Annotated in this window: 20 protein-coding genes and 3 riboswitches; of the genes, 17 read left to right on the forward strand and 3 right to left on the reverse strand. The window is 54.1% G+C overall.

Going from position 1 to position 25,649, the window contains the following annotated elements; genetic code table 11:
* The first annotated feature begins 32 nt into the window (after window positions 1–32).
* The 9 genes from K7R21_RS03505 to K7R21_RS03545 are packed head-to-tail and all read left to right on the forward strand — an operon-like array spanning window position 33 to window position 9,874.
* A complete protein-coding gene (locus tag K7R21_RS03505; protein WP_224981907.1) occupies window positions 33–1,253 on the forward strand; it encodes a glycosyltransferase family 4 protein in 1,221 nt (406 codons plus the stop codon).
* An 8-nt stretch (window positions 1,254–1,261) separates the two neighbouring features.
* On the forward strand, window positions 1,262–2,452 hold the full coding sequence (locus tag K7R21_RS03510; RefSeq protein WP_224983403.1) for a glycosyltransferase family 4 protein: 1,191 nt from the start codon (window positions 1,262–1,264) through the stop codon (window positions 2,450–2,452).
* Window positions 2,453–2,456: 4 nt separating this feature from the next.
* Window positions 2,457–3,650: a carboxylate--amine ligase gene (locus K7R21_RS03515; protein ID WP_224981908.1), complete on the forward strand. Its 1,194-nt coding sequence runs from the start codon at window positions 2,457–2,459 to the stop codon at window positions 3,648–3,650.
* A 38-nt stretch (window positions 3,651–3,688) separates the two neighbouring features.
* Window positions 3,689–4,855 carry a glycosyltransferase gene (locus K7R21_RS03520; protein WP_224981909.1) on the forward strand — a complete coding sequence of 389 codons (1,167 nt, stop codon included), beginning with the start codon at window positions 3,689–3,691 and terminating at the stop codon, window positions 4,853–4,855.
* A complete protein-coding gene (locus K7R21_RS03525) occupies window positions 4,800–6,167 on the forward strand; it encodes an O-antigen ligase family protein (RefSeq protein ID WP_224981910.1) in 1,368 nt (455 codons plus the stop codon). Before K7R21_RS03520 ends, K7R21_RS03525 begins: the two co-directional genes overlap by 56 nt.
* Window positions 6,164–6,709 (forward strand): arsenate reductase/protein-tyrosine-phosphatase family protein, encoded by a 546-nt coding sequence (locus K7R21_RS03530; RefSeq protein ID WP_224981911.1) that lies wholly within the window; start codon window positions 6,164–6,166, stop codon window positions 6,707–6,709. Before K7R21_RS03525 ends, K7R21_RS03530 begins: the two co-directional genes overlap by 4 nt.
* Window positions 6,710–6,723: 14 nt before the next feature.
* The gene (locus tag K7R21_RS03535) at window positions 6,724–7,704 is read left to right on the forward strand and encodes a glycosyltransferase family protein (RefSeq protein WP_224981912.1); all 981 of its coding nucleotides are present in this window, start codon (window positions 6,724–6,726) and stop codon (window positions 7,702–7,704) included.
* A gap of 3 nt (window positions 7,705–7,707) precedes the next feature.
* Window positions 7,708–8,760, forward strand: a complete 1,053-nt coding sequence (locus tag K7R21_RS03540; RefSeq protein ID WP_224981913.1) for a polysaccharide deacetylase family protein — start codon at window positions 7,708–7,710, stop codon at window positions 8,758–8,760.
* Complete coding sequence (locus tag K7R21_RS03545) at window positions 8,747–9,874, forward strand: glycosyltransferase family 4 protein (protein WP_224981914.1); 1,128 nt, start codon at window positions 8,747–8,749, stop codon at window positions 9,872–9,874. The genes K7R21_RS03540 and K7R21_RS03545 overlap by 14 nt, the downstream gene beginning before the upstream one ends.
* Window positions 9,875–9,931: 57 nt before the next feature.
* On the opposite strand, the gene K7R21_RS03550 is transcribed toward K7R21_RS03545, so the two are convergent.
* Both K7R21_RS03550 and K7R21_RS03555 read right to left on the reverse strand, forming a co-directional pair.
* Window positions 9,932–11,485 (reverse strand): right-handed parallel beta-helix repeat-containing protein, encoded by a 1,554-nt coding sequence (locus tag K7R21_RS03550; protein ID WP_224981915.1) that lies wholly within the window; start codon window positions 11,483–11,485, stop codon window positions 9,932–9,934.
* A riboswitch (cyclic di-GMP riboswitch) is annotated at window positions 11,478–11,552 on the reverse strand. Its footprint overlaps the gene before it by 8 nt.
* A gap of 91 nt (window positions 11,553–11,643) precedes the next feature.
* Window positions 11,644–14,253, reverse strand: coding sequence for an Ig-like domain-containing protein (locus K7R21_RS03555; RefSeq protein ID WP_224981916.1), 2,610 nt, complete (start codon window positions 14,251–14,253; stop codon window positions 11,644–11,646).
* A gap of 375 nt (window positions 14,254–14,628) precedes the next feature.
* Here K7R21_RS03555 and K7R21_RS03560 point away from each other — a divergent pair, with 375 nt between their 5' ends.
* The 6 genes from K7R21_RS03560 (at window position 14,629) to K7R21_RS20655 (ending at window position 21,062) form a co-directional block, all read left to right on the forward strand.
* Window positions 14,629–15,681, forward strand: a complete 1,053-nt coding sequence (locus tag K7R21_RS03560) for a glycosyltransferase family 4 protein (RefSeq protein ID WP_224981917.1) — start codon at window positions 14,629–14,631, stop codon at window positions 15,679–15,681.
* 4 nt (window positions 15,682–15,685) lie between these two features.
* Window positions 15,686–16,816, forward strand: coding sequence for a glycosyltransferase family 2 protein (locus K7R21_RS03565; protein ID WP_224981918.1), 1,131 nt, complete (start codon window positions 15,686–15,688; stop codon window positions 16,814–16,816).
* A 6-nt stretch (window positions 16,817–16,822) separates the two neighbouring features.
* Complete coding sequence (locus tag K7R21_RS03570) at window positions 16,823–17,422, forward strand: YdcF family protein (RefSeq protein WP_224981919.1); 600 nt, start codon at window positions 16,823–16,825, stop codon at window positions 17,420–17,422.
* Window positions 17,423–17,584: 162 nt separating this feature from the next.
* Window positions 17,585–17,661, forward strand: a riboswitch (cyclic di-GMP riboswitch).
* Between the two features lie 76 nt (window positions 17,662–17,737).
* On the forward strand, window positions 17,738–18,874 hold the full coding sequence (locus K7R21_RS03575) for an Ig-like domain-containing protein (protein WP_224981920.1): 1,137 nt from the start codon (window positions 17,738–17,740) through the stop codon (window positions 18,872–18,874).
* 122 nt (window positions 18,875–18,996) lie between these two features.
* Window positions 18,997–19,073: riboswitch (cyclic di-GMP riboswitch) on the forward strand.
* An 88-nt stretch (window positions 19,074–19,161) separates the two neighbouring features.
* Window positions 19,162–20,298: an Ig-like domain-containing protein gene (locus K7R21_RS03580; RefSeq protein ID WP_224981921.1), complete on the forward strand. Its 1,137-nt coding sequence runs from the start codon at window positions 19,162–19,164 to the stop codon at window positions 20,296–20,298.
* A gap of 59 nt (window positions 20,299–20,357) precedes the next feature.
* Window positions 20,358–21,062, forward strand: a complete 705-nt coding sequence (locus K7R21_RS20655; RefSeq protein WP_263630513.1) for an Ig-like domain-containing protein — start codon at window positions 20,358–20,360, stop codon at window positions 21,060–21,062.
* A 147-nt stretch (window positions 21,063–21,209) separates the two neighbouring features.
* Here the strand turns inward: K7R21_RS20655 and K7R21_RS03590 are convergent, their stop codons facing one another.
* Window positions 21,210–21,935, reverse strand: coding sequence for a Crp/Fnr family transcriptional regulator (locus K7R21_RS03590; RefSeq protein ID WP_224981922.1), 726 nt, complete (start codon window positions 21,933–21,935; stop codon window positions 21,210–21,212).
* 265 nt (window positions 21,936–22,200) lie between these two features.
* On the opposite strand from K7R21_RS03590, the gene prsK reads away from it, so the two are divergent.
* Window positions 22,201–24,270, forward strand: coding sequence for an XrtA/PEP-CTERM system histidine kinase PrsK (gene prsK / locus K7R21_RS03595; RefSeq protein ID WP_224981923.1), 2,070 nt, complete (start codon window positions 22,201–22,203; stop codon window positions 24,268–24,270).
* A 9-nt stretch (window positions 24,271–24,279) separates the two neighbouring features.
* Complete coding sequence (prsR, locus tag K7R21_RS03600; RefSeq protein WP_224981924.1) at window positions 24,280–25,638, forward strand: PEP-CTERM-box response regulator transcription factor; 1,359 nt, start codon at window positions 24,280–24,282, stop codon at window positions 25,636–25,638.
* Window positions 25,639–25,649 lie beyond the last annotated feature (11 nt).

Raw genomic sequence — 25,649 nt, forward strand, 5'->3', positions numbered from 1 at the left:
TCGACAAATTTTGATATCAAAGGTTCAAAGTAATGTTAATTTATATTTTTGCTGAACATTATCCGAATCCATATAAACCTCAATTTGACACTGAGTTTGCATTTTTATTGCGGCAGGGGCACGATATTAAGATATTTGTGACTGGCTCTTATATGAGCACAATACACCCACGAGTTCGGGAATATAAATTAGATGAGAAAATTTTGTTATTTCCTACTACGTTGAAGACCCTTCCAAAGTTTTCGAAACTCCTTGTTAAGGTTGTTTTGACTGCACCGAAAAGAAGTTTAAAGCGGGCTATATCTGTTTGGAAACCAAAGGATTCTGTGAAGTCCAATATGCTCAGGACAGCTCGAGCCATGCTTCTCCCTGGGCGCCATCCCCAGTTATGCTACATTCATAACATAGTAACGGCTGAATATGTTGATTTCCTGCGTAACGTTTATCCTGATGCCCGTCATGCAATGTACTTTCATGGTGGAGAGGTTGGTGGGGTGCGACGCGTAACCCGTGACGTAGAACTTTTCGGAGCCATGGACGTTGTCTTTACTAACACCCACTTCAGTATGGGGCAAGCCGTAGATCGGGGATGCCCTCCTGAGCGGGTTGTCCCGCTTCCGGTCGGCTTTGACATTTCGGATTATCCGGCACAAAGAGATAAGAAGTATCGACCGGAAGGAATTCTGCGGTTGATTTCTATCGGCCGCCTGAGCCACGAAAAAGGGATCATCTTTGCCCTAGAGGGAGTGGCCCTTCTTATCAACGAGGGACAAAAAAACATCAGGTATACCATCGTGGGGCGGGGACTTGAGGAGAGGATGCTCAAGGAGTACGTGAAAGCAAACTCCCTGGAAGATTACGTTACTTTCTCAGGAGAAAAGGACAAGGCCGGTGTTGTGAACCTGTTGAGTGAATCGGATGTGTTGCTTCTCCCCAGTGTGATGACGGATACTTGGGCAGAGACACAAGCTGCAGTTGTACAAGAGGCGATGTTCATGGAAGTAATCGTTGTGGGTACTAGAGCAGGAGGCGTCCCGGAATCCACTGCAGATGTCATGAAAGAATTCTCGGTGCCCGTGGGTAATGCTGATGCAATAGCCTCTGCCATAAAAATTATACTTGCGCTTCCAGAAGAGAAGATCCGTAGCATCTGCAAAGAGGCACGCGAATTTGCTGTCAAGAAGTTCGATATTAATCATATCGGCGTTATTTTTCTTGAGAAGTCAATGTCAAAACAGCGAACAGTGGAGTAGTAGGCTTGATGAATCCGATTCCTAAATCAAACATACTGCTTGTCGCCAATTACAAATCAGATGTCGGCTTTGCTTGGTGGCTGATGGAGAATTTCTGGGCCCAGATTGCTGATTCCTTTTCTGATGTAGCTTCTACGATACTCCTCTATCCTGAGATCGACATTGTTCCTGATGTAATAAAAAATGCTCCAATTAAATTGATGCAACATGATTTTTCCGACCGCAGTTTCAGTTCGATACGGTCTTTGGTGCGAATTATAAAGGACAATTCCATTGATTTTGTATATTTGACAGATAAGAAATATCTCGATTGGGTATATCTTTTGCTGCGGATATATGGAGTACATGTAATTGTTAATCATGACCATCTTCCTGGCGAACGAACAAAGGTTGGCTTGGTAAAGAAGTTGGCTAAAAAAGCCATTCACGTTTTAGGTTTATTTTCTTGTGATTGGTATATAGGTGTTTCCCGATTCGTCATGAATAGAATGATGGAAACTGCCTGCGTTCCCGCCAGTAAATGTACCTACATTCATAACGGTATAAGGTTATTTGATGATTCTAAAACATCTTATGCTTATGAGTGTTTCGGAATTGACAAAAGGGCTAAAATAATAGTTTCCACCGGTAGGGCTACCTACTACAAAGGCATCGATTTTCTGATCAAGTGTGCAAAACGGCTTAAAGAAGAACCTGGGACGGAGGAATTTTTTTTCCTCCATATCGGGGATGGACCGGATCTCGAGAAATTCAAACTGCTTGCGCTGGAGATGGAGGTTGCCGATCGTTTCCTCTTCGCCGGTTTTCGCACCGATATAACAAAGATATTGCCCTCGTGCGAAATAGGGATTCAGGCTTCCCTGGGAGAGGCTTTTTCTCTGTCAATCCTTGAGTACATGTGCGCAGGACTTGTCACGATCGTCCCGGATAACTGCGGCAACTCTGAAGCGGTGAAGGATGGCGAGAACGGTTTTCTTTTTGTACCAGGGGACATTGACTCAGCTGTCGAGAAGATTTTCAGAGCAATCACTGATAATGAGCTTGCAACAGCCTTAAAGAAGGCGGCAAGGGCAACTGTTGAGCGTCATTTCAATCTCGAGATTTGCAACAAATCTCTGATCGCGAATCTCCGGCGAGTGTGGGGTGCGCATTTACCATCATTACCGGAAGGCAGTGGCGTAGATGTAGAACGGACCTAAACAGATGAATGTCCTAGTTACTGATGGAGAAAACAGATCATCTCTTGCCGTCACCCGCTCCCTTGGCAGGGCTGGTTGTGCTGTTTTCGTGTCCGCCGCCCGACACAACACTATTTCTTCTTGTTCGAGGTTCTGTCGCAAAGCGTTCTGTGTCCCTGATCCCATATCAGCACCAGCTGAGTACGTTAAAGCCATCCTCCAATTGGTTAAAACAGAATACATAGACGTGCTCATTCCCATGACTGAGCAGTCTATTTACTGTCTGAACGATCATAGACGCGCGTTCCCTGAGAAGATGACATTAGCCTGCACTTCATCGGATCAAATGAAGTTGATCTCCAACAAGAAGAATCTCTTTGAACTAGCCTCGTCATTACAAGTTCCGATACCTGAAACCATTCATGTGGATTCTGCGGAAAGTTTCTTTGAGCAGGAACCTCATATCGAACAGTTCCCGGTGGTAGTGAAGCCAGCATACTCAAAACTGTACAGCGATAACAAGATCATTTCCTCAGGCGTCATGTATGCTTCTAATTTTCCTGAATTGAGGCAGTTGTATAAGACAAAGGAGATTCTGCATCATCCATCCTTAATTCAGGAAATGATTCCGGGGGAGGGAACCGGGCTTTTCACACTCTTTGATTCAGACCGACACTTAGCCCTTTTTTCGCACCGACGTCTTTTGGAAAAACCTCCATCCGGTGGCGTGAGCGTTCTCAGCGAGAGCGTAAAGTTGGATGAGAACATGGTGTTATATGCTCAAAAGCTATTGGGAGCCGTTGGCTGGAGGGGCGTTGCCATGGTCGAATTCAAAAGGGATAGTCGGGATGGCATTCCGAAACTTATGGAGATAAATGGCCGGTTCTGGGGATCACTTCAACTGGCGGTATCCTGCGGTGTCGACTTCCCGGCTCTTTGTTTGGACTACTATCTTGGGAAGAAGCCTCTGGAAACGGTGGCCCATTACGCTATCGGTCGCAAGTTGCGATGGTTCTTGGGGATGCTGGATCACGTGCTTATTCGTATTAAGAGGCACGATAGCATTGTTAATATACCTCCAGGAACTCTAGCCTTGAACGAAGTCATTGCCCAATTGCTGTTTGTGGGAGAAAATACCTATTCTGATGTATTTGACAAAAGAGACCTCGGGCCATTTTTTAATGAGCTGAAGTGCTATTTCGCCGACTTTGCCCGCTGACTTTCTGGATGACTAAAGAGATATACAATGGGAATTAGATGATTAACGTTCTTCACTTGACCAACTCCCTGAATTATGGTGGCCTCGAGCGCGTTGTAATCGATATTTGTCGGCACCTCGACAAGTCTCAGTTCAGGCCTATGGTAGCCTGTATCAGGTGGAAGGGGCCGCAAGCGGAACTACTTGCCGATCAGGGCATTCCCGTGGTGGTGTTGAAAAATAGATCTTCTTTCATGCCAAAGCACTCTACTTTCCTTGAATTAAAAAAAGTAATCAAGGAAAACCACATTGATATCATTCATAGTCATAATACTGGGCCGCTTCTTGACGCCATAGCGGCACGGTTTGTCTCTATTTCTTTTCCAAAAATCGTGCACACAGATCACAATAGAGTGAAATGGCCCGATAAATCCAAATATATGTTTTTTGAGCGCATCGCCTCGAGAGTCGTTTCCTCGTTTGTTGCTGTTTCCGAGGATGCCAAAAACAATCTTGTCTTTTTTGAGAAAATTCCTGCAGACGTTATAAAGGTTGTAGACAACGGTATTTCTGTCGAGGCCTTCCAGCAGTTTATTGGAACTGCTGATGTCACGAAGCGTGAACTCGACCTTCAAAGATTTAAGTATGTAATAGGGGGGTGTGCGGTACTTAGAAAGCAAAAAGGCATCACCTACCTGCTTCAGGCGATGCCCGAGATCATAAAGGAGGTACCAAGTGTTTGCTGCGTAATCGGTGGGCATGGCACCGAGCGTGAGGCTCTTGAGGCTCTGGTTTCAGAACTAGGAATAGAGGAACATGTTCGTTTCATAGGTCCTCGTGACGACGTTGAGAAGATTTTGCCGATCTATGATGTTTTTGTCCTGCCCTCTGAATCAGAAGGTCTCCCTCTTTCACTTTTGGAGGCAATGGCGGCAAAGAGATGTATCGTGGCAACCTCTGTAGGTGCTGTTCCTAAGGCCCTTGAAGATGGCAGATGTGGGATTCTCGTGCCACCTAAAGATTCTGAAGCAATATCTGCCGCTGTTGTTCATTTGCTGAAGTCGCCCGAAGACAGAAATAGGTTTTCCTTCAAAGCGTTTCGATGCGTCAATGAGAACTACAGCGCCTCAGCAATGGCAATGGCTTATGCAGAAATTTATAAGCGGTCACTTGGAGCAAACCTCTACGGCGGCTTTCCGTGCGGGAGAGGAAAAGTCGAAAGGTAAAGCTATGGAGTCAACTTATACTGACAGTGTGGGTTCTTTGGCACGTGCTGTATGGCAGGCATTCAGGCAAGAATCTATAGCTTTCTGGTTGTTGTGCATCTATCTTATTTTCGAGTACAACAAACCGCAGTCCATCTACCCGTTTCTTGCCTTCCTTCCCTGGGGCAAGGTACTGCTGGGGGCTTGCTTTTTTTTCAGTTTTACCGACCGTAAAGCCCTTGCTCCACACATCTCAGCGGTATTACCCATGGCCGCATTTTCTGTGGCAGTATTTTTATCCACCATGACAGCATATTCAAGAGCTATTTCTATTGATCACTGGGTGGACTTTTTCAGCTGGGTTTTTGTAGTTTTGCTCATTTCACGTTTGGTGACCACCAAGACCAGAATGATTTTGTTCATGATCGTCTACTTCCTCGTGAACCTCAAGATGGCCCAGCACGGCTTTTTTTCCTGGATGCTTCGTGGGTTCAGCTTTACAGGGTGGGGCGTCAGCGGTTCACCCGGGTGGTTCCAGAACTCGGGTGAATTCAGCATGGAGATGGCTGTTTTTATACCATTAGTCTTGTCATACATCGCGGCCTTTCGCGAGACGTGGTCGCGCCAGTTCAGGGTTCTTTTTTACTGCATCCTTGTGATGGCAGTCAGCTCAATCATGGCTTGCAACTCCCGAGGAGGCATTGTCGGTCTGGTTGCTGTTGGCTTGTGGGGTGGGATATACTCCAGGCAGCGAGTGAAAGCCATTATCTGCCTCGCTGTTGCTGGCTATATGATCTACACATTTCTGCCACCGCAATTCAAGGCACGCTTTGAAACAGCGGGTGAAGATAAGACTTCGGTTCTCAGGCTAACTTACTGGAGCTATGGTTTGCAAGCTGTTCGGGAGCACCCATTGACTGGTGTTGGATTCAAAAACTGGGTGGTCTGGGCGACTGCCAATCGTCCAGAGATAATCGGGCTTAGCGCCTCTGATAAACAGGCAGAGGTCATTCACAATACCTACCTTGAGGCTGCGACTGAGTTAGGGGGGGGCGGTGCAGCGGTGTATCTCTTGATTCAGTTGCAGATATTTCTAATGAACCGGTACGCCGCTCGAAAGGCTGCCATTGCCGGGCAGCGTTTTCTGGAGGTGACGGCAGTCGGTTTTACAGGGAGTTTGTTTGCCTACATGGTCTGTAGTTATTTTATGTCTGTTCTGTACTACCCCTACATTTGGATTCTTCTTGCGCTGACTGTTTGTCTGTCCCGAATATGTGATGCCTCGTCATTGCCTGAGGCGGTCAAACCTGACGTAGAGGTGGTTAAGTGTTGAAAAAGGTAATATCTAGATCAAGAAGCATAGTAAAAAAGCTGGCAGCCAGGATCCACCTCGCGTCAGCAAGAGTTGATACTCTAAAAAATATCGATGGGAGCCGTGTTGGCAGGCTCGTTTTCGTCTGTTTCGGCAATGTTTGCAGAAGCCCATACGCAGAGGTTGCTGCTCAGACTCAGGGAATTTCTGCAACCAGTTGCGGGGTCGCTGTCAGACGCAGCGCTCCTGCAGAATTGACGGCTGTTGAAGCGGCTTTGCTCAGAGGAATAGATCTCACAAAGCACAGATCTCGTAGTATCTATCAAGTGGAGCTTAACCCCTCCGACTGCTTGGTGGTGATGGCCCCTTCACAGCTTACTGTGGCTCTGGCTGTAGCTGCTGAAAATGGCTGTCAAGTGACTCTCATAGGCCTTTGGTGCGATCCTGCTATTGCTGAAATTGCAGATCCCTATGGAAGACCTTTGGAGGAATTCAGGCAATGCTTTGACGACATAGATAGAGCGTTGGCTGGCTTTTTGCGCGTGATCGGAAAACATATCTAATAATGAGGCAAAAATTGTCAAGACTTTGGATCACATGGGAGAGACAAAGGAGAAACCTTGAACTGTGCAGGGCACTGTCCTGTAAGTACAATGAGTTTAATTATGACAATCGAAACGGCTTCCTTCGATATTTTCTGTGCCTGTATCAGACAATATTGTTAATAAATAAAGAAAAACCTAAAGTTGTCTTCGGTCAAAATCCGTCCGTTTTACTCGCTCTTGTTCTGGTAATGTTAAAAAACATCTTTGGCTATTTCCTTGTAATAGATGCCCACAATGCAGGAATCTATCCTTTTGAAGGCAAGTACTCCTGCGTTAACAGCGTAATGAAGCGATTTCATTCTCTAGCTGATCTTGTCCTGGTAACAAACGATAAACTCAAAGGTGAATTAGAAAAAGCCGGGGGGAAGGTGTTCGTCCTTCCTGACAAAGTACCCATGATAGCGTCAGGCAAGAAGAAACATCTTGATGGCAAAATAAACGTACTATTCGTATGCAAGTTCCGCGATGATGAACCGTATCTCGAAGCATTTGAAGCTATGAGAGGGGTCCCGGGAGATTTTATACTCTATGTTACAGGAAAATATAATCGCGTCCCGGCAGAGGTGGTAGCTGCATTGCCACAGAATGTAAGGCTTATTGGGTTTGTGCCAGAACAGGAGTATGAAGCTATGCTGTGTTCGGTAGATGCTGTTATGGATCTGACAACTCGCGACAATTGCCTTCTTTGTGGCGCTTATGAGGCTGTGGGAGCAGAAAAACCAATGGTCCTCTCACGGAAAAAAGCTCTGCAAGAGTATTTTACCAAAGGTGTCATTTACGTAGATAACACCGCTGAGGCCATCAGGGATGGCTTGAAAACACTTAACGGTGATTATCCTGTTCTTGCCGTGGAGATCATATCATTGAAAAAAGAGTTAGAAACCAGCTGGATTACAACTTTACAACAACTTGAACGCAGCATACGCGAACTGCAGGTCGCCGAGGAGGTGTGATTGTTGTCCAGAGCAAAAAAGTCTCTTGCTGCCAGCATTGACAAACTCATCAATCTGGATGGAGTTATTAAAACTCGTCGCGACAGATACATTTTTTGCTATCACAGAGTTGTGACTGCAGAACAGGCCAGACAGGAAGGTATCCATCCTTCCCTGTGGATTTCACCGGAACGTTTTTCATCCCATATTGAATGGATGAAAAATATCGGTGAGATAACGGACTATCATCGTATTCTTGAAGACAACCAGACTAAGAAGCCTCTATTCGCCCTAACTTTTGATGATGGCTGGAAAGATAATTATACAAATGCATTTCCTATCATAAAAAAACAGGATGTCCCGGCTCTTATTTTTATTGCGACTGACGCCGTTGAAACAGGCAGTATTTTTTGGACAGAAGATATTGCTATAAAATCGAAACGCCAATTAATTGCTTTGGGGTTGGCCAAAGCCAGGAGTAGTCTCATTGCCTGTTTTTCAGAAGCAAAAAAGTGGCGAATCGCAAATGAGCAGTCATTTTTAGCTGCTACTCAGATGTGGATCGAGAAACTTAAGACAGTCGCCACGCACGAGAGAGACAATTTTATTGCCTCCTATTACTCTTTGCTGGGAGTAGAATCATCTCCCTTGCAAGGGTATATCCTGAACTGGTCAGAGATTGAAGATATGTCTTCGTTTAATATATCATTTGGGTCGCATACTCATAAGCATGTAATTCTCGAAAATGCACAACCGAACCAGATAGAAGAAGAATTAAAGCTTTCAAAAAAGGTGCTAGCCGAACGGCTTCAGTTTGATATTGATGCGTTCTGCTATCCAAATGGACGCTACAGCGGGAAAGAAGGTGAACTCTTGGCAGACTCTGGTTTCGAATATGGCTTTTGCCTTGATAACCAACCATTGTCATGTCGCAGAAACAATCACTACATACCAAGATTCCTCGTGAGTGAACAAAAAGTAAATGATGCTGCCTGTTTGAAGCTCTCCTTGCTGCAAGTGCCACTTTTTAAATCCAGACCTCACAGGTCAAGCGTGGAGCGCCATGAAGATAGATAAGATCATAGGTGTCGTAGACGAAAGCCCTTATGATGCACGGACATGGTCCGGTTCAAGCAGATATTTTTTCAATGCACTGGAAAACACCGGGGTTCTCGGGATGGCGGTAGCAGCTCAACCTGCTAAAGTAATCCGAAGGATCTTTCAAATACTTAGTTTTCAGTTTGGAATGCGGGAGTGGAAATTCAAGTATCACCTTAACACGCACTATTACCACCAAATGACGGCAACTGCAAAGAAAGCTCTTGATCAGATTGATCCTTCTTCTTACAATGTAATACTCCAAATTGGAGCATGGTATGATCTTACTGGTTACAAAGACAAAAAAGTAGTTTCATATCATGACGGTAACCTGGCCACACTCTTAGCAAGTCCATATGGCTATCCCAAAATAAATGAAACTGTTATCAATAAAAGCCTACAATGGGAGCAAAAACTTTATAATAAACTTGATCTCCTTTTCCCAATGAGCCGTTGGTTGGCTGATTCATTTATTCGTGATTTTGGTGTTGACCACCGAAAGATCTTCCCTGTCGGAGCCGGAGTTAATCTACCCCAGGTTCAGGAAATCAAGCAAAAAAATTATGATGAACCACGAATCCTGTTTGTCGGGAAAGATTTCAAACGTAAAGGCGGGGAAGATCTTCTCAAGGCATTTGAAATTGTCAGAGGGGAAATACCTAATGCAGAACTCACAGTTGTTGGTCCAGAGTTGGCTTCACCTCCCAAGGGTGTAAGGTGCATTGGATTTGTTTCAAAAACGACCTCTGAAGGTATGGAGGTGCTACTTCAGGAGTATCGGCGTGCCTCAATATTTGTTCTACCTTCTCTTTATGAGCCGTTTGGAATTGCCTTCGCGGAAGCTATGGCGCATAAGCTACCCTGCATTGGAACAAAAATTTGTGCCATGCCGGAGATAATAGAGGACGGGGAAATGGGGTATGTAGTTTCGCCTGGGGATTCAGTTGCGTTAGCCGACAAAATGATTACCCTCTTGAAGGAGCCGACTTTGTGCAGCGCCTTTGGCGAAGCAGGTTATGGCAGATACACGGAAAAATTTACATGGTCTGCTGTGACTTCACAAATCTGTGAAATTATCTCTTCGCAGTTATGACTTGTTTTACTGAGCTCCGGGGGCGCATAGGCTCCCGGAGCTTTTTTACCAATGCTTTTACTTGGTTATGTTGGTTGGTCTAACCCCTGAAGGAGGAATGACCGCTATACTGCCTGTCGCATTGTAACCTATCTGTTCATTACCTGTTTCGTAGGCTCCGGCTCGTGTTGAATATTTGCTAGATCCGAAGTTTTCGAAATACGAAGCACGCTTAAAGTCTCCAGGTTTGCTTCCTGTAGCATTCACGAAATTAGGTGATCCATTAATTGAAGCGGAATCCATTGAAGAGTAAGCCTGCCATGCAGATAGATTTGAGGCGGTAGTTGTGCTTGGAGATCCCCAAATTGCTGTATTATAGTAAACATTAAAGTTGGAACCAAGTAATTGATTTAGTGAGTAAACCCTAATAAAGGCTTGACCTGTGTTGCTATGATAAAATAGATTGTTGTATAATTCGAAAAAACTTCCAGTGATACTGCTGCTAGGTTGATTTACATCAGTTGCGCAATTTACAAAAGTGTTATTGTAAAATACATTATCAATTGCAGGTGCTCCAATTACATTGATGCCAATCGATAAATTTTGGAAAATGTTGTGGTGTATGTACTGATATGATGTTTGTTGTGCTTGGTTGAAACCTCTGACTCCGACAGTTGCTATAGGAGATATATTCGAAGGAGCAAAAAAGTTATATTTCACTTCTGTTGTTCTTCCTGTCTGCCCAGAACCATCCTTATCTTCGAAATAAGTTCCGTATCCATCGTAAAATGTGTTTTGTTCGAGAACAGCTGTAAAAGCATACCCTATGACTAGCGAACCGTCGTTGCTTTCAACTCTGCGGCAATTGTAATGGATGAGGTTGTTCTTTAGCAAGGCATTGTATACATAATTAAATCTTACAGTATTGCCCTGATCTGATGTAATTGTTCCTGAACCTCCACCTCCACCTAAGTCGCTATTTTGGATGGTGACGTCATGCCCACCGAGTATATAGACCTGCCCGTATGCCCTTACCCCGTCAATCACGACGTAGTTTGCATCGTATGTCATTATGGATGGGTTCGGGTAATACCCCCATGAGCCGGTTCCTGTTGAGTCTGACGGGTTACTATTGTATGTGGCGCCCCTTTGAGCTGTTCCGATTGTAACCTTTAATTCTTCACTGGGGTAGGCTTTAATGATGGTGGGCGAAGTCGCTGACCCTGATTTAGTGGAGGGGATATGCAGCGATCCTGACAGTTTGCTGCCACTATCGCGAAAGTATTTTCCCTCACGAATGTAGTTAGTTGCACTAGGGGTCAGATTCGTCACAAATGATGCGAGAGTGAGATAAACCGTGTCACTGCCACTGCCGCAAGAGCGCGTAGAGGGCGAGTAGCTGCGAGATCCATCGGTACAGCCCGTAGTGCTGCCATCTAGATAGGTCGCGCCGCTACACAAAGCGTAATTGCCTACGCCGTAGAGCAGCAAAAAAGCCAGTATTATGAATGCCCTTTTTCGGTAATTTCTATTCTGATACATGATTACCTCCGCGTGAGGGCTATCAGCGTCCGATTCTTTTTCGAAATAGAAAAAGCCGGGGCCGCAACCTTTTTCCTGGTCTTTCGGCATCCCGGCTGTCTCGGTGAGACCCTAGGCTTTCCGTCCCATCCTCACGGATGGTTTGGTTTTATCGATTACCTGATTTTGTTGTCAATACTGCGTCAAAACATGCCCAGGAAATGTGACTCCAAATACAGGAATCACATTTTTCTCCGCTCGCAAAGAGTTTACTTTTTGCGGTTTTTCACTGTCACATTCACGTTGGATGCCTGCTTTTGATTGCCCGCTGCATCGTAGGCTATCGCCGAGATGGCATAGGTGCTGTTCGACATTTTTGTCGTGTCCCACGCGTAACTGTAGGGCGCTCGGGTGAGGCTCGTAATGAACCTCCCCCCGATGTAGATCTCTACCTTCGTGACACCGACGTTGTCGCTGGCGCTCGCGCTGATCGTCACCGTTCCGCTCACAGTCGAGTTGTTGCCAGGGGAGGTTATGGCGACCGTCGGGGCTGTCGTATCCGGCACCACGTTCGATACGTTGACAGAACTGCTCTGGGAAACCCCCACGTTGCCGGACCCGTCGTATGCCTTCGCTGTCAAGGTGTAGCTCCCGTTGGCCACCTTCGTGGTATCCCAGCTGTAGGCATAGGGGGATGCTGTGCTGGTGGAGACGAGGACGCCGTTTCGGTAGAACTCCACCTTGCTAACTGAGACGTTGTCCGAGGCGCTGGCGGTCACCGAAACCGTCCCGCTCACGGTGGAGCCACTGCTGGGGGAGGTGACGGCCACGGTCGGGGCGGTCACGTCGTTGAAGACTTTGACGGTCGCGCTCGCCGACGTCCCCACGTTGCCCGCCGCGTCGTAGGCCTTGGCGGACAGGGTGTAGCTGCCGTTTACCAGGGTCCTCGTGTCCAGGCTGTAGCTGTAGGGGGAGGCGGTGCTCGTCGCAAACAGCACGCCGTTTCTGTAGAACTCGACCTTGCTGACCCCCACGTTGTCAGAGGCGCTCGCGCTCACCGTGATGGTGCCGCTTACGGTGCTCCCGTCCAGAGGAGAGGCCATGGCAACGGTCGGCGCGATGGTGTCGGCTACGGCGTTGGAAACGGTGACCACCGAGCCCTGTGCTTGGGTGACGTTCCCCGCGGCGTCGTAGGCCTTGGCGGTCAGCGTGTAGCTGCCGTTCGCCACGGTTTTGGTGTCCCAGTTGTAGCTATAGGGCGCGGTGGCGACGGTCGTCTGCAGCACGTTGTTCCTGTAGAACTCGACTTTGCTCACCCCCACGTTGTCGCTCGCGTTCGCCGTTACCGTGACGGTGCCGTTCACCGTGGAGCCGGAAAGCGGGGAGGCCATGCTGACGCTCGGGGCGATGAGGTCGTTCGACACGTTGACGGTGAGGATCTGCGACTGCCCCAGGTTGCCGGCAGCATCGTAGGCCTTCGCCGTCAGGGTGTAAACCCCGTTGGCGACGCTCTTGCTGTCCCAGGTATAGGCGTAGGGGGACATGTTGGTGGCGGAGAGAAGGGCGTTGTTCAGGTAGAACTCGACCCTGCTTACCCCTACGTTGTCGGTGGCGCTGGCTGCGATGTTCACCGACCCGCTCACGGTCATGTTGTTCCCCGGGGAGGTGAGCGAGACGCTAGGCGCGGTCAAATCATTGGCCACGTTCACCGTGACGCTCTGGGATTGTCCGATGTTCCCCGCGGCGTCGTACGCCTTGGTCATCAGGGTGTAGCTCCCGGGGGTAAGGGCACTGGTGTCCCAGGAGTAGACGTAGGGAGAGGAGGGGATGGTCGCCTGCAGGGCCCCGTTCACGTAGAACTCCACCTTGGTCACCCCGACGTTGTCGGCGGCGTCGGCCGTGACCGACACGGTCCCCGCCACCGTCGCCGAGCTGGAAGGGTAGGTGATGGCGGTCGTGGGGGCCTGCATCTCGGCGACGGTCACCACGTTCGAGTAGGCGCTCTCCTCGCCGGCCGAGTTGTAGGCGGTGACGGCGAAGCTGTAGGAGTGGGAGGGGTCCAGGTTGGCGATTGTTGCGGCGGTGAGGCTCTGCACGTCCACCGGCGCCGGCCCCTGAAAGGGCTGCGTCGTGGAGTCGGGCTGGTAGTGGACCTTGTAGCCCACCACGGTAGTGTCGGGGGAGGGGTCCCACTGCAGGGAAACGGAGGAGGCGGAGGCCGCGCTGCTCATGCCCATGGCCATGATGGCGGCAACGACGGCGTTGACACACATCTTCTGCAGGCGTACCGCGTGGTTTACCTCGCTTCTGCGCACGTACCCCTCGGCGACGAGGACGTCGCCAAGTTTCCTTCCCGTCTGGCCCTGCTTGGCAAGGGCCCGCTCCAACTGCTCGCGCGTGATGTGGCCGGTGGCAACGAGCAATTCGCCCAGTCTAAGGGGCGTGCCGGACGGGGCTCCCTGGTTCTGTTGCCAGTCGAGAAGGCCCTTAAGCTGAGGCTCGGTCAGTATGCCAAGCCGCGTGAAAACTTGGCCCAGGCGCTCTCCGCTTCTCTTTTGCTCGGCGATCGCCTCGTCGAGCTGCGCCCCGGTTATCTTCCCCGACTGCACCAAAAGTGCGCCGAGAAGCTGCCGGTCGCCGGCCGCCAATTTGGCCGCGTCTTCAATGTGGCTTAAGTGCTGCTGGATGAGCAGCGGCGCTGCGACGTCCTCTGGCTTCAGGACACCCATCCTGACCAGGACACCGCCCAGCAGTTCATGGGTTGTCTTTTGCTCAGCCAGGGCTCGGTTGAGGGTGTGCTTCGAGACGAATTTGCCGTCGAGCAGTATCTGGCCAAGCGCGCGTCTGGAAATCCGTTGGAGAAGGTTAGGGCTCTGCATGATCAGCTCCTTTCTGCAGGCAGACCTTCCGGTCTCGCTTTGCAGTGGCGTACGTCAGACATACGCCTAAGAGTGCTGCAACATCGCCATGTTCAGTCGGTGGGGGCGGGTGCCTTTTCGGGCTGGATAGTCGCGGGCTACCTGATAGTTTAAATGCTTTCTGCACGCATGGCAATGTCATCATGATTCGTTTTTTTTCTCTATTTGTCAACCGTTTAGCTGGATGACGGGCCTTTACGCACGTGCTGTGCCTATTTTGCCTAAACCCTCTGCGTGGTTGATTCAGATTGCATAAGCTCCAATGTCACTTATATTTTTGACATGATAAAGGTCTGTCACATAATCTCAGGCGACCTCTGGGCCGGGGCGGAGGTCATGGCATGCCACCTGCTCTCCACACTTGCCGGCGACCCGGAGCTTCAGCTTTGCGTGCTCCTGCTCAACGAGGGGAGGCTTGCCTCGGAATTGAGGGAGGTGGTGGGGTGCAGCGTGACCGTCCTGGACGAGGGAGGCCGCGGGTTCGTCACCCTGCTCCGTCTGGTGCGCGGTCACCTGGAGCAGACACGCCCCGACCTGATCCACTCGCACCGCTACAAGGAGAACCTGCTTGCCTTCCTGGCAAGCGCCGGGCTCCAGGCCCGTCTGGTTGCCACGCAGCACGGGCTTCCCGAGCCCTGCGGGAGCGAAAGCCTCGTGCGTTCCCTCAAGGCAAGTGCCAACTTCTTCCTGATGCGCCGCTTCTTCAGGACGGTTGCCGTCTCCGATGATATCCGCTCTCAGCTGATGACACGGTTCGGCTTTCGTGGTGACCGGGTTTCGGTGGTGCATAACGGTGTACCCGTCCCCCCCTGTGCGGGGCCGTCAAAAAAACGCGCTGCACCCTTCAGCATCGGCTCGTCCGGCCGGCTCTTTCACGTCAAGGACTACCCTCTCATGGTGGAGGTGGCGAACCTCGTCTGCCGGGAGCGCGATGTGACGTTCCGGCTCGCGGGGGAGGGACCTTGCCGGCAGGAGGTCCTCGCAGCAGTTAAACGGCACGGGCTGGAGGAGCGCTTCACCCTCACCGGGCATCTGGACCGAATGGAGCCTTTTTACCGGGGGCTCGATCTGTACCTCAACACGTCGCTGCACGAAGGTATCCCCATGACCATCCTCGAGGCGATGGCCTGCGGCGTCCCCGTCGTTGCCCCGGCCGTGGGGGGGGTCGGCGAGATCATTGCCGACGGCGTCGAGGGGTGCCTGGTGCAGGGCAGGGATCCCGCCTCCTTCGCCCGCCGCTGCATCGAGCTCATTGACGACGCGCCGTTGCGCGCAGCCCTGTCCCGCGCGGCGCACCAAAAGGCCCTCTCGATGTTTTCCGTAGAGAAGATGGCGCAGGACTACCAGCGGGTCTACCGGGATCTCCTGGCGGGCCCGGTAACGGAGTAAAGCTATGCCCTTTCTCCTTTTCACCTGCATCTTCCTGACCTTTTACGCCTATTTCGGTTACCCTCTTTCCTTGTTCCTGCTCTCGCTGTTTCGTTGTCGCGAGGTGCAAAAGTCGATGATCACCCCGGCCATTACCTTCATCATCACCGCCTTCAACGAGGAGAAGCGCATCAGGGAGAAGCTTGCCAACACGCTGGCGCTGGATTATCCCCCCGAACTGCTGCAGGTAGTAGTGGCCTCCGACGGCTCCACGGACCGCACCAACGAAATTGTGCGCGAGTATGCGGCACGGGGGGTCCTGCTCCTCGAGGTAACAGCGCGCGGCGGCAAGGAGAACGCCCAGAAGGAGGCGGTCGCCATTGCGCAGGGTGAAATCCTCGTCTTTTCGGACGTGGCGACCATGATCGAAGCGGGGAGTCTGCACCGGATGATGGCCAACTTTGCCGATCCTTCGATCGGGTGCGTGAGCAGCGTGGACCGGGTGATCGGGCGCGACGGGAAACCATGTGGCGAAGGGGCCTATGTGCGCTACGAGATGTGGCTTAGGGATCTTGAGGGCAGGGTGAACTCGCTGGTAGGGCTGAGCGGTTCTTTCTTTGCCGCACGAAAGGAGGTCTGCCGCGATTTCTCTCCGGACATGCAGAGCGACTTCAGGACCCTTTTGAACAGCATGCGGCTCGGGTGGCGCGGGGTGGGGGACCCGGAGGTGGTCGGTCTGTACCAGGACGTGGGGGACAGTGGCCGCGAATTCGACCGCAAGGTGAGGACGGTGCTCAGGGGGCTCACCGTCTTTTTTAAGAATCTGGAATTCTTGAATCCTTTCCGGTATGGCCTGTTCTCCTACCAGTTCTTCTGCCACAAGCTGCTACGCTGGCTGGTCCCCCTGTTTTTGGCCGGCGCCTTCCTTGCCAACGCAGCCTTGGCGTCCTCTTCCCTGTGCTACCTTTCTTTGTTCCTATTGCAGAGCGCCTTTTACCTCGTTGCCGGAGGAGGGTGGCGAAACCCTGCGCTGGGCCGGCGCACCCCCTTCAAGATCCCGCTCTACTTCATCACGGTCAATGTCGCCATAGCCGTCGCCTGGCTGCGCTACCTGCGCGGCAACCGCATGGTGATGTGGACCCCGTCCGAGAGGTAAGGCGAGATGCGCTCGAAAAATGCGGCCCTCCTCTTTTGTCTTCTCGCCCTGGTGCTGCTCCCCTCGTTTCCCGGGGTACGGGCAATCCTCGCGCACCCTCTGACCGTTACCGACCCCCAGGCACGCGGCGATGCCTGTTACGTGCTGGCGGGCGGGGAGACGGTCTGGGAGCGGCTGAACGCGGCAGCGGACCTGGTGCATCTCGGGAGAGTGCCGCGCATCTACCTGATGGACGATCCATCGCGGGACCAGTACAGCGCCCGTGCGGGGCGCTCCTTGACCAGGAGGGAGTGGTACCTCGACTACCTTGCCTGGCGGGGAGTGCCGGCGGAACGCGTCAGCTTCATCCCCAGAGCGCCTGGGTTCTTCGGTACGCGTGCCGAGGCGGGAGCATTGGCTGCCCATTTGCCCGTTGGGGTGCACCACGTGGTGATCGTGAGTTCCGCTCCGCACATGAGGCGGGCGCTGCTTGCCTTCCGGCGCGCCCTTCCCGCGCAGGTGGAGGTGGTCCCCTACGCGGCAACGGGACTCGCCGCGAGCGGTGAACTCTACCATCCCCTCTGGATCGAGTACCTCAAGCTTCTGGTTTATGGCGTGGTATCGTGACGGGAAAAGGCGGCACCGGGTCCCGCTTGAGCGGAAACCGCGGGGAGGAGCAGTGCCAGAGTGCGCGGCGGAGATGATGAACGGGCATGAATCTCCTAAAGTGTGATCCAAATCACTTTTTGGCGTCCCGCGATCTGTTAGAAAGGAGGCAAAATCAGAGGTACACGATAATACTAAACCATCCGCGAGGGTGGGACGGAAAGCCTACAGGGTCTCTCTGAGACAGCCGGGTCGCCGAAATGCCTGCACTACAGGTCGGTGCCCCGGTTTTTTTGCGTCTGCAATCCGGGTTTCCGCCTCTCGTGGAGGTCGCATTTGAAAATCAAGCATGTCCTGGTTGGTGCGTCGTTGCTGCTATCCTTTCCCTGCGCTGCCTTCCCTTCCACTGTGAGCCTCCAGTGGGACCCCTCCACCGACCCTGATCTTGCCGGCTACCGGGTCTATTATCAGGCCAACTCCTCAGCCCAGCCGTTTGCCGGCAGCGGAGCCGCCGAGGGCGCGGCTCCCGTCAATGTCTCCACCGGCACCACCGCTTCCATCAGCGGGCTAGACCCCGGCAGCTCCTACTATTTTGCGGTTACTGCCTACAACTCAAGCGGCGCCGAGAGCGTCTATTCCAACGTCGTCCAGGTTAAGGAGATGGTCCCCCCGGTCGTGGGGATCACCACCCCTTCCGCAAGCGCTACCCTGAGCGGCACGGTTTCCGTCGGGGTCAATGCCACCGACAACGTCGGGGTCTCCACGGTCGAGCTGTACGTGAACGGCGGGCTGGTGGGAAGCAGCAATGCCACCCCCTGTTCGTTTAACTGGCAGACCGCCTCCCTGGCCCCCGGCCAGTACACATTGACTGCCAAGGCGTACGATGCCGCGGGCAACGTCGGTTCTACCGAGGAGGTGGTCTACGTCACCGGGGATGCCGTGGCTCCCGGCGTCACCATAACGTCCCCGGCCAACAGCAATAATGTGAGCGGCACGGTTACCGTTAGCGCCAGCGCCACCGACAACGTCGGCGTGACCGGCTTTGCCCTGTACGACAATGCGACCCTCATCTTCGCCGCAAACCAGAGCCCCATCAGCTACAACTGGAACACGGTTGCCGCCGGCAACGGGAGCCACACCCTCGTCGCCATAGCATCCGACGCCGCAGGCAACGCGGGGTCTGCCAGCGTGACAGTGAACGTCGCCAACGACATCACCGCCCCGGTCGTCACTATCGTTTCGCCTTCATCACCCTATCTCAAAAACGCAAGCCTGAAGATCGCGGCTTCCGCTCAGGACAACGTGGCCGTTGTCCGGATGGAAGCCTACCTGGATGGTGCCCTCATCCTGGGAACCAACTCCGGATCCATCAGCGCTACGGCGAAGGTGGGCGTCGGGACTCACTCGGTGACCGTCATCGCATACGATGCCGCGGGAAACAAGGGGACCAGTGCGGTAAGCGTGTCCCGGTAGCCGGGGCCCGCACCAAAGGGGGAAGTTGCCGTACCTGCGCCGTTAAAAGAAAACAGTTGATTTTGTCTTATAAATCAAATACTATCCCCACCCGATGGTGGGAACAGCCATCACGAACAGGTACACGATAATACTAAACCACCCGCGAGGGTGGGACGGAAAGCCTATAGGGTCTCCCTGAGACAGCCGGGTCGCCGAAATGCCAAGAACTGGTGCTGCGGTCCCGGCTTTTCTATTTCCATCCCCCACAAAAGCCCAAGGCCCACGCCGATCCTTGGGGGTCAACGATGGAAGTGTTTGGAAGGACTGGATTGTTCTCCACGTCGGTACTGTTTTTGTTGTTGCTGTTGTCTACTCCTTGCACCTGCCTCGCCACCAGCGTCACGCTCGCCTGGGATCCCAGCCCGGACGCCGATCTCGCGGGATACCGCATCTACTACCAAGCCAACAGCAGTGCTGTACCGTTCCAAGGAACGGGAGCCCTCCAGGGAAGCGCTCCCGTCGACGGCGGCAACGTCACCGTGGCGAGTATCAGCGGCCTCGATCCTGCCAACTCCTACTACTTTGCGGTGACTGCCTATAACTCGAGCGGACAGGAGAGCGTTTACTCCAACGTTGTCCAGATCCCTGAAACACTGCCCCCCCTGGTCAGCATTACCTCGCCCGCTGACAACACCTCCGTAGCCAGCACCCTCGCCATCAGCGCGGCCGCAACCGACAACGTCGGTGTCGCCAAGGTTCAGTTCCTGGTCAACGACACACCGGTCTACGAGACCAGCGCCGCTCCCTATACCTATATTTGGAACGCGGCTTCTCTCCCTCCGGGGAGCTACGCCATCGCCGCCAGGGCCGTGGACCTCTCCGGCAATGCGGCGCTCTCAGCGCCTGTGCACGTTTCCGTGGCGGGCGACGTCACCTCGCCCACCGTTTCCCTGGCGGTGCCGCCCTCGGATGCCAAGGTAGCCGGAACCATCAACGTTTCGGCAAGCGCCAGCGACAACGTCGGCGTCACCAGGCTCGAACTCTCCATCGACGGCACCCTGCTGTTGAGCAGTAACCTGAGCCCGGTGAGCTATATCTGGAACACCGTCAACGTAGCCAACGGCAGCCACCTCGTCAGCGCGAGGGGCTACGATGCCGCCGGAAACAGCAGCGTCGCCTCGGCCACCGTCGTCGTCGACAATGGCACCAGCCAGACCGCCTCCACATCCCCTTCGACCACAACCTCAACCGGTGCGGTGCCGCTCACGCTGGCAGACGCGCAACTGGCACTGCAGATCGCCTCCGGTCAGCAGGCACCAACCGCCGAGCAGTTGCAGCGCCTGGACCTGGCGCCTTACCTAAATGGCCAGTCGGTGCCTAACGGCAAGGTTGACACCGGCGATGTAGTCGTCATCCTCGCCAAGTTGACCGGCAATCTGTAACGAGCCGACACCTCGCGGTCCCGGTGCCAGGCCGCAAGGGTCGTGCTGTAGGAGGAGCCATGTGGAGATTGAAAGGAGTGTTGTTGGGCTGGATCATGCTGCTGACTGCCGCCTGCGGAGGCGGAGGAGGGGGGACGCCGGCCGGCTCTCCCGATGTCACTGCCCCGAGCGTCGCCCTCACCGCTCCGGCAAACGGCACCACCATAGCCGGGGTGACTGCCGTCACGGCAGACGCCAGCGACGATGTCGGGGTGACCAAGGTCGAGTTCTACCTGAACGGCGTCCTGCAGGGAAGCGATAGCTCGGCACCCTACAGCTACAGCTGGGATCCGTCGACCCTGGCCAGGGGGAGCTACACCTGGACGGCGAAGGCGTACGATGCTGCCGGCAACCAGCGCCAATCCGCCGCCGTCACGGTGACCGTCCCGGTCTACGCCACCATGACCACGGTGGTGAACGGCACCGGTGCAGTCGGTACCGTATCTCTTGCGGGGATACCCGTCGCCGCCCCGTACGGAGTGAACTTCGTAGTCACCATGCCCGCCGGTGCCACCCTGTCCGCGGTCAGCACCTCCGGTCCCTATGCCGGCAGCGGCCTGGCCACCGTCTCCGGTGCCAACAGCCTCATCCTCGCCAGCAGCCCGGTGGCGTCAGGTGAGATCATGACCGTCACCTTTGCCAACGTACCGTCCGGAGCCCGATCCGCCGATTTCGGCATCACGGTGTCAGCCGTCTATGACGGAAACGGCAATTTGATCCAATAGGAAACGGATAATGCCCCCCTTGCAGAGTTCATTCAGAGCATGTCGGGGGAGCGTGAGTCTAGACTACCAGCAGTACACCTGGCGTGGAATCCCCCCTTTGCAAAAGGGGGGGATAGGGGGGGATTTGGTTTTGCTGCGAGGAGTTTTTTAGTGTCTTTTGCTGGTGCTCCGCGTATCGAAGAAGTTCTTGTTGAGTAGGATCGCCTTGCTGTCCAGGATGCTGATCACGTCCGACCTTTCCAGGCTGCGCAGCACGCGGCTCATGGTTTCGCGGGTCACCGAGGCATAGCTGGCCATCTGCTGGTGGGTCATCTTCACGTCGATGATGACACCGCGGTCGTCCCGGACCCCGTACAGTTCTCCCAGTCGATCCAGCAGGGACAGCACGCGGTCCTGGGCATTCTCGGCGTTGAAGCTCAGGATCTTGATCATCTCCCATGATTCGCGCAGCCGGCTGCACAAGAGCTCGATGATCTTCTTGCGGATGGCGTCGTTGCTCATCAGGTGCTGCTGGAAATCGTCCTTGTGCAACAGTCCGATCACGGAGTCCTCGTGGGCGATGATGGTGGCCGGGGAGGTCTTGTTGTCCAAAAGCGACATCTCGCCGAAGAAATCGTTCTTCTTGTGGATGGTGATGATCTGCTCTTTTCCCTCGTCGTTCATCTTCACTACCCGCACCTTGCCTGAATAGATCAGGTACATGTAGTTGGAGGTGTCCTCCTCGTAAAGCACTATCTGTTCTTTCTCGTAGTTCTTCTTTCTGAACAACTTCTCGACCTGGTCCACCTCGTCAGGTGTCAGGGACGAGAAGAAGGGAATGCTGCTGATGATGTTCGATTCGTGCTTATGTCTTTGCGACGTAGGGCAAGTCATCACAATGCCTCCGGCTCTATTTTACCTCAGCCATTCGATGGTTTAACACAAACAATTAGCACTTGTCAATTTATGCCTTAGGCTGTATAGGTATAGCAGGCACTGGCCTGTTTCTATGCCTGTGCAGCCGGAGGTTTGCAGTCACCGTCAGGTGCTTTGTGTGCACCAGATACATCGGCGCGGGCTTTGACTTGAATTTTTTATCCGGACTACTGCCGGTATGCGTGTTGGACGTTCTTATGGTTCTTGTGCCTAAGAGGTAACGATGGCGCTTATGGTGTTGTCCGTCTTCCTGCTACTGGTTTCCGTGCTGCGCATCGTACTGCTGGAGAGACGCAGCGGCACGTACAGCTGTCTTGCCCCGCCGTTTCTTGCCATCGCCGTCTTGCAGCTCTTCGATTTCTTTGCCCTGAGCGGCCTCTGGCCCGAAATAGACTGGAAACGAAGCGCCTTGTTCGTCGAGGCGCTTTTGCCCGCACTCTGGCTCCTCTTGAGCGTCACCTATGCACGGGAACTCCCGGAAACAGGGCTGCCGCTCAGAAGCCGCCTGCTGGTCCTGGGGAGTCTTTTCCTGGTACTGGTCCCCCTCCTGCTGCCGGCCGCCTCTTTCTACTATGCGCCTGACTTCCCTGCCGAGCCGGTGCTTTTCCTGGCAGACGCCGGTTACCGTTTCTATGTCGCTGTCCTTGTCCTCTTGGTGGCGGCTCTTATCAACTTCGAGTCTACTCTGGTAAATGCTTCAGCCGACGCCCTGTGGCGCGTGAAACTCGATATCGTCGCGCTGGGCTCCATGCTCGCCGTGCTCGCCTTTTACTACTCGAGCGCCCTCTTGTACCGCTCCCTCAACATGGAGCTTGTTCCGCTGCGTTCCCTGCTTTTTATCATTGCCTCGCTTATGATGCTCTATACCCGGTCGCACTGGCGTGGCGGTGCGCGGGTAAAGGTTTCCCAGGCGGTACTGCTGAAGTCGGCGGTAGTGGCGGTGGTCTCCGCCTATCTGATTGTGCTGGGGGTGTTGGGGGAGGGGATGCGGTACTTCGGGGCGCTGTTTCCCCGCGCGCTTACCCTGTCTCTGGGATTCATCGCGGGGATACTGTTGCTGCTGCTGATTCTCTCGGACCGGGCCAAGCGGGAATTAAAGGTCTTCCTGCACAAGCACTTCTACCAGAGCAAGTACGACTACCGGGCACAGTGGCTGGGGCTTACGGAAAGGCTTTCCACGTTTGAAGACGGGGACGACCTGGTAAAGAGGGTGCTCCTCGCTTACTGCGAGATCTTCGGGGTGCGGGGCGCGGCACTGTACCAGCACCAGCAGGGATGCGGCTGGTACTGCGTTGCGTCGACCCTTGAGCTTGAGCCGCTGCACGAGACCATCGAGGATGACAGCCCGATCCTTTCGTCGCTGCGGGAGCGGCGGTGGGTCTTTTGCAGCAGTGACGAGAACCGGGGGCTCACCGCCAAGGATTGGCAGTTTCTCGAACGCTATGGTGTTTCCTTCGTGGTGCCCCTGTTCGAGGCTGAAACCCTGTCCGGGTTCATCGTGCTGGGGGAGCAGGTGGTGCCCGACGAGCAGTACCGATATGAAGATTTCGACTTGATGAAGACTATCGCGCGGCAGGTGTCGGTAGCCATGCAGCACCAGCGCCTGTCCGAGCAGCTGACCCAGGCCAAGGCGATGCAGGCCGTGGGGGGGCTCGCCACCTTCGTCGTGCACGACCTGAAAAACCTCGCGGCCACCATCTCGCTTGTGCTGGAAAACGCGCGGGAGCACATCGAAAACCCGGAGTTTCAGCAGGACATGCTGAACAGCCTGGATAATACCACCAGGAAGATGCACCACCTGATCGGACGCCTACGCAACCTCGGGGAGAGCGAGCTTTTGCAGAAACGCCCCGTGGACCTGCTTGCGCTCACCGAAAATTGCGCCGGGATGGTGGGAAGGACGATTTCGGTGCAGGGGAGCCAGCAGGTCGTCCTGGGGGACAAGGAGGAGTTGCAGAAGGTCCTTTTGAACCTGCTCCTGAATGCGGTTGAGGCGTCGGGGCCCGAGGGCCCCGTTGCCGCCGAGGTGGGCTGCAACGGCACCCCCTTTGTCAGGGTGACCGACCAGGGGTGCGGCATGTCGCCCCGCTTCATAAGAAACGATCTCTTCGTGCCGTTTCACAGCTCGAAGAAAACCGGTCTGGGGATCGGACTGTACCAGTCGCGTCAGATCGTCGCGGCTCATGGCGGCAGGATAGAGGTGTCCAGCGTGGAGGGAGAGGGTACGGTTTTCACCGTCCACCTGCCGCACGCCGCGGAGGAGGCTGCCAGCGTTGGCACCGGTGCCGCTTAGGAGGATCAGGTGAGAAAGCTTTTGATTGTCGACGACAACGAGGATATCAGGCAGCAGCTGAAATGGGGGTTGAACCAGGAGTACCAGGTTCTTCTGGCTGGCGACGCCAGGGAGGCGCTGTCCCTTTTCAGAAACGAGCGTCCCGCCGTGGTGGTGCTCGACCTGGGGCTGCCTCCCTATCCAGATAGCTCCGTCGAGGGGTTCCGCTGCCTTGACGAGATGCTGGGGGTGAACCCGGTGACCAAGGTGATCATGCTTACCGGCAACAACGAACGGGAAAACGCGCTGAAGGCGATGCGAATGGGCGCTTTCGATTTCTACGCCAAACCCCCGGTGCTGGCCGAGTTGAAGGTGATGATCGGGCGTGCCTTCCACATAGCCAACATAGAGGAGCAAAACAGCACCCTTGCTGCGGGTGGCGAGGTGGATGATCAGTGGGGCATGGTTGGCAAATGCGCCGAGATGCAGGCGGTCTACACCACGATCAGGAAGGTCGCCACCTCCAATGCGCCGATCCTGATCGTAGGGGAGAGCGGGACCGGCAAGGAACTTGTGGCGGCGGCCATCCACGAGGCCAGCCAGCGCCGCAAGGGGCCGCTGGTGGCCATCAACTGCGGCGCCATACCGGAGAACCTTCTGGAGAGCGAACTCTTCGGGCACGAGAAGGGGGCCTTCACCGGCGCCCATACCGCGGTGCGCGGCAAGCTGCAGTATGCCCACAAGGGGACCCTTTTCCTCGACGAGATCGGCGAGCTCCCCGTGAACCTGCAGGTGAAGCTGCTGCGCTTTCTGCAGGAAGGGACCATCCAGCGGGTCGGGGGGAGGGAGGAGATTCCCATCGATGCGCGCACCACCTGCGCCACCAACATAGACATCCAGAAGGCGATCGAGGAGGGGCGCTTCCGCGAGGACCTCTACTATCGCATCGGCGTCGTCACCATCAAGCTCCCCCCTTTGAGGGAGCGCGGCGAAGATGTGCTCCTTCTGGCCGAGACCTTCCTGCGGCTTTACTGCAAGGAGAACAAGAAGAAGGTGCGCCTGTCGCCGGCGGCGGTCGCCTTCCTGAAAAGACACGACTGGCCAGGCAACGTGCGTGAATTGAGGAACCGGATCCAGCGGGCCGTTATCATGTGCGACGGCTCCAGCATCGGCCCCCTCGACCTTGGGTGCGATGTAGAGCCTCCGCCGGTGCCGGTCGCCAGCAATGACGTCTTGTCCCTCAGGGAAGCACGCGAGCGGATGGAACGGGAGATGATTCTGAACGCCATCGAGCGGCAGTCCGGCAACATCCTGAAGGCCGCAGAGGAGCTGGGCGTCAGCCGCCCCACGCTGTACGACCTGATGAAAAAGCTCTCCATCCACCAGTAGTCCCGGCGCGG

It is taken from the genome of Geomonas agri (assembly GCF_020179605.1).
Taxonomy (GTDB): domain Bacteria; phylum Desulfobacterota; class Desulfuromonadia; order Geobacterales; family Geobacteraceae; genus Geomonas; species Geomonas agri.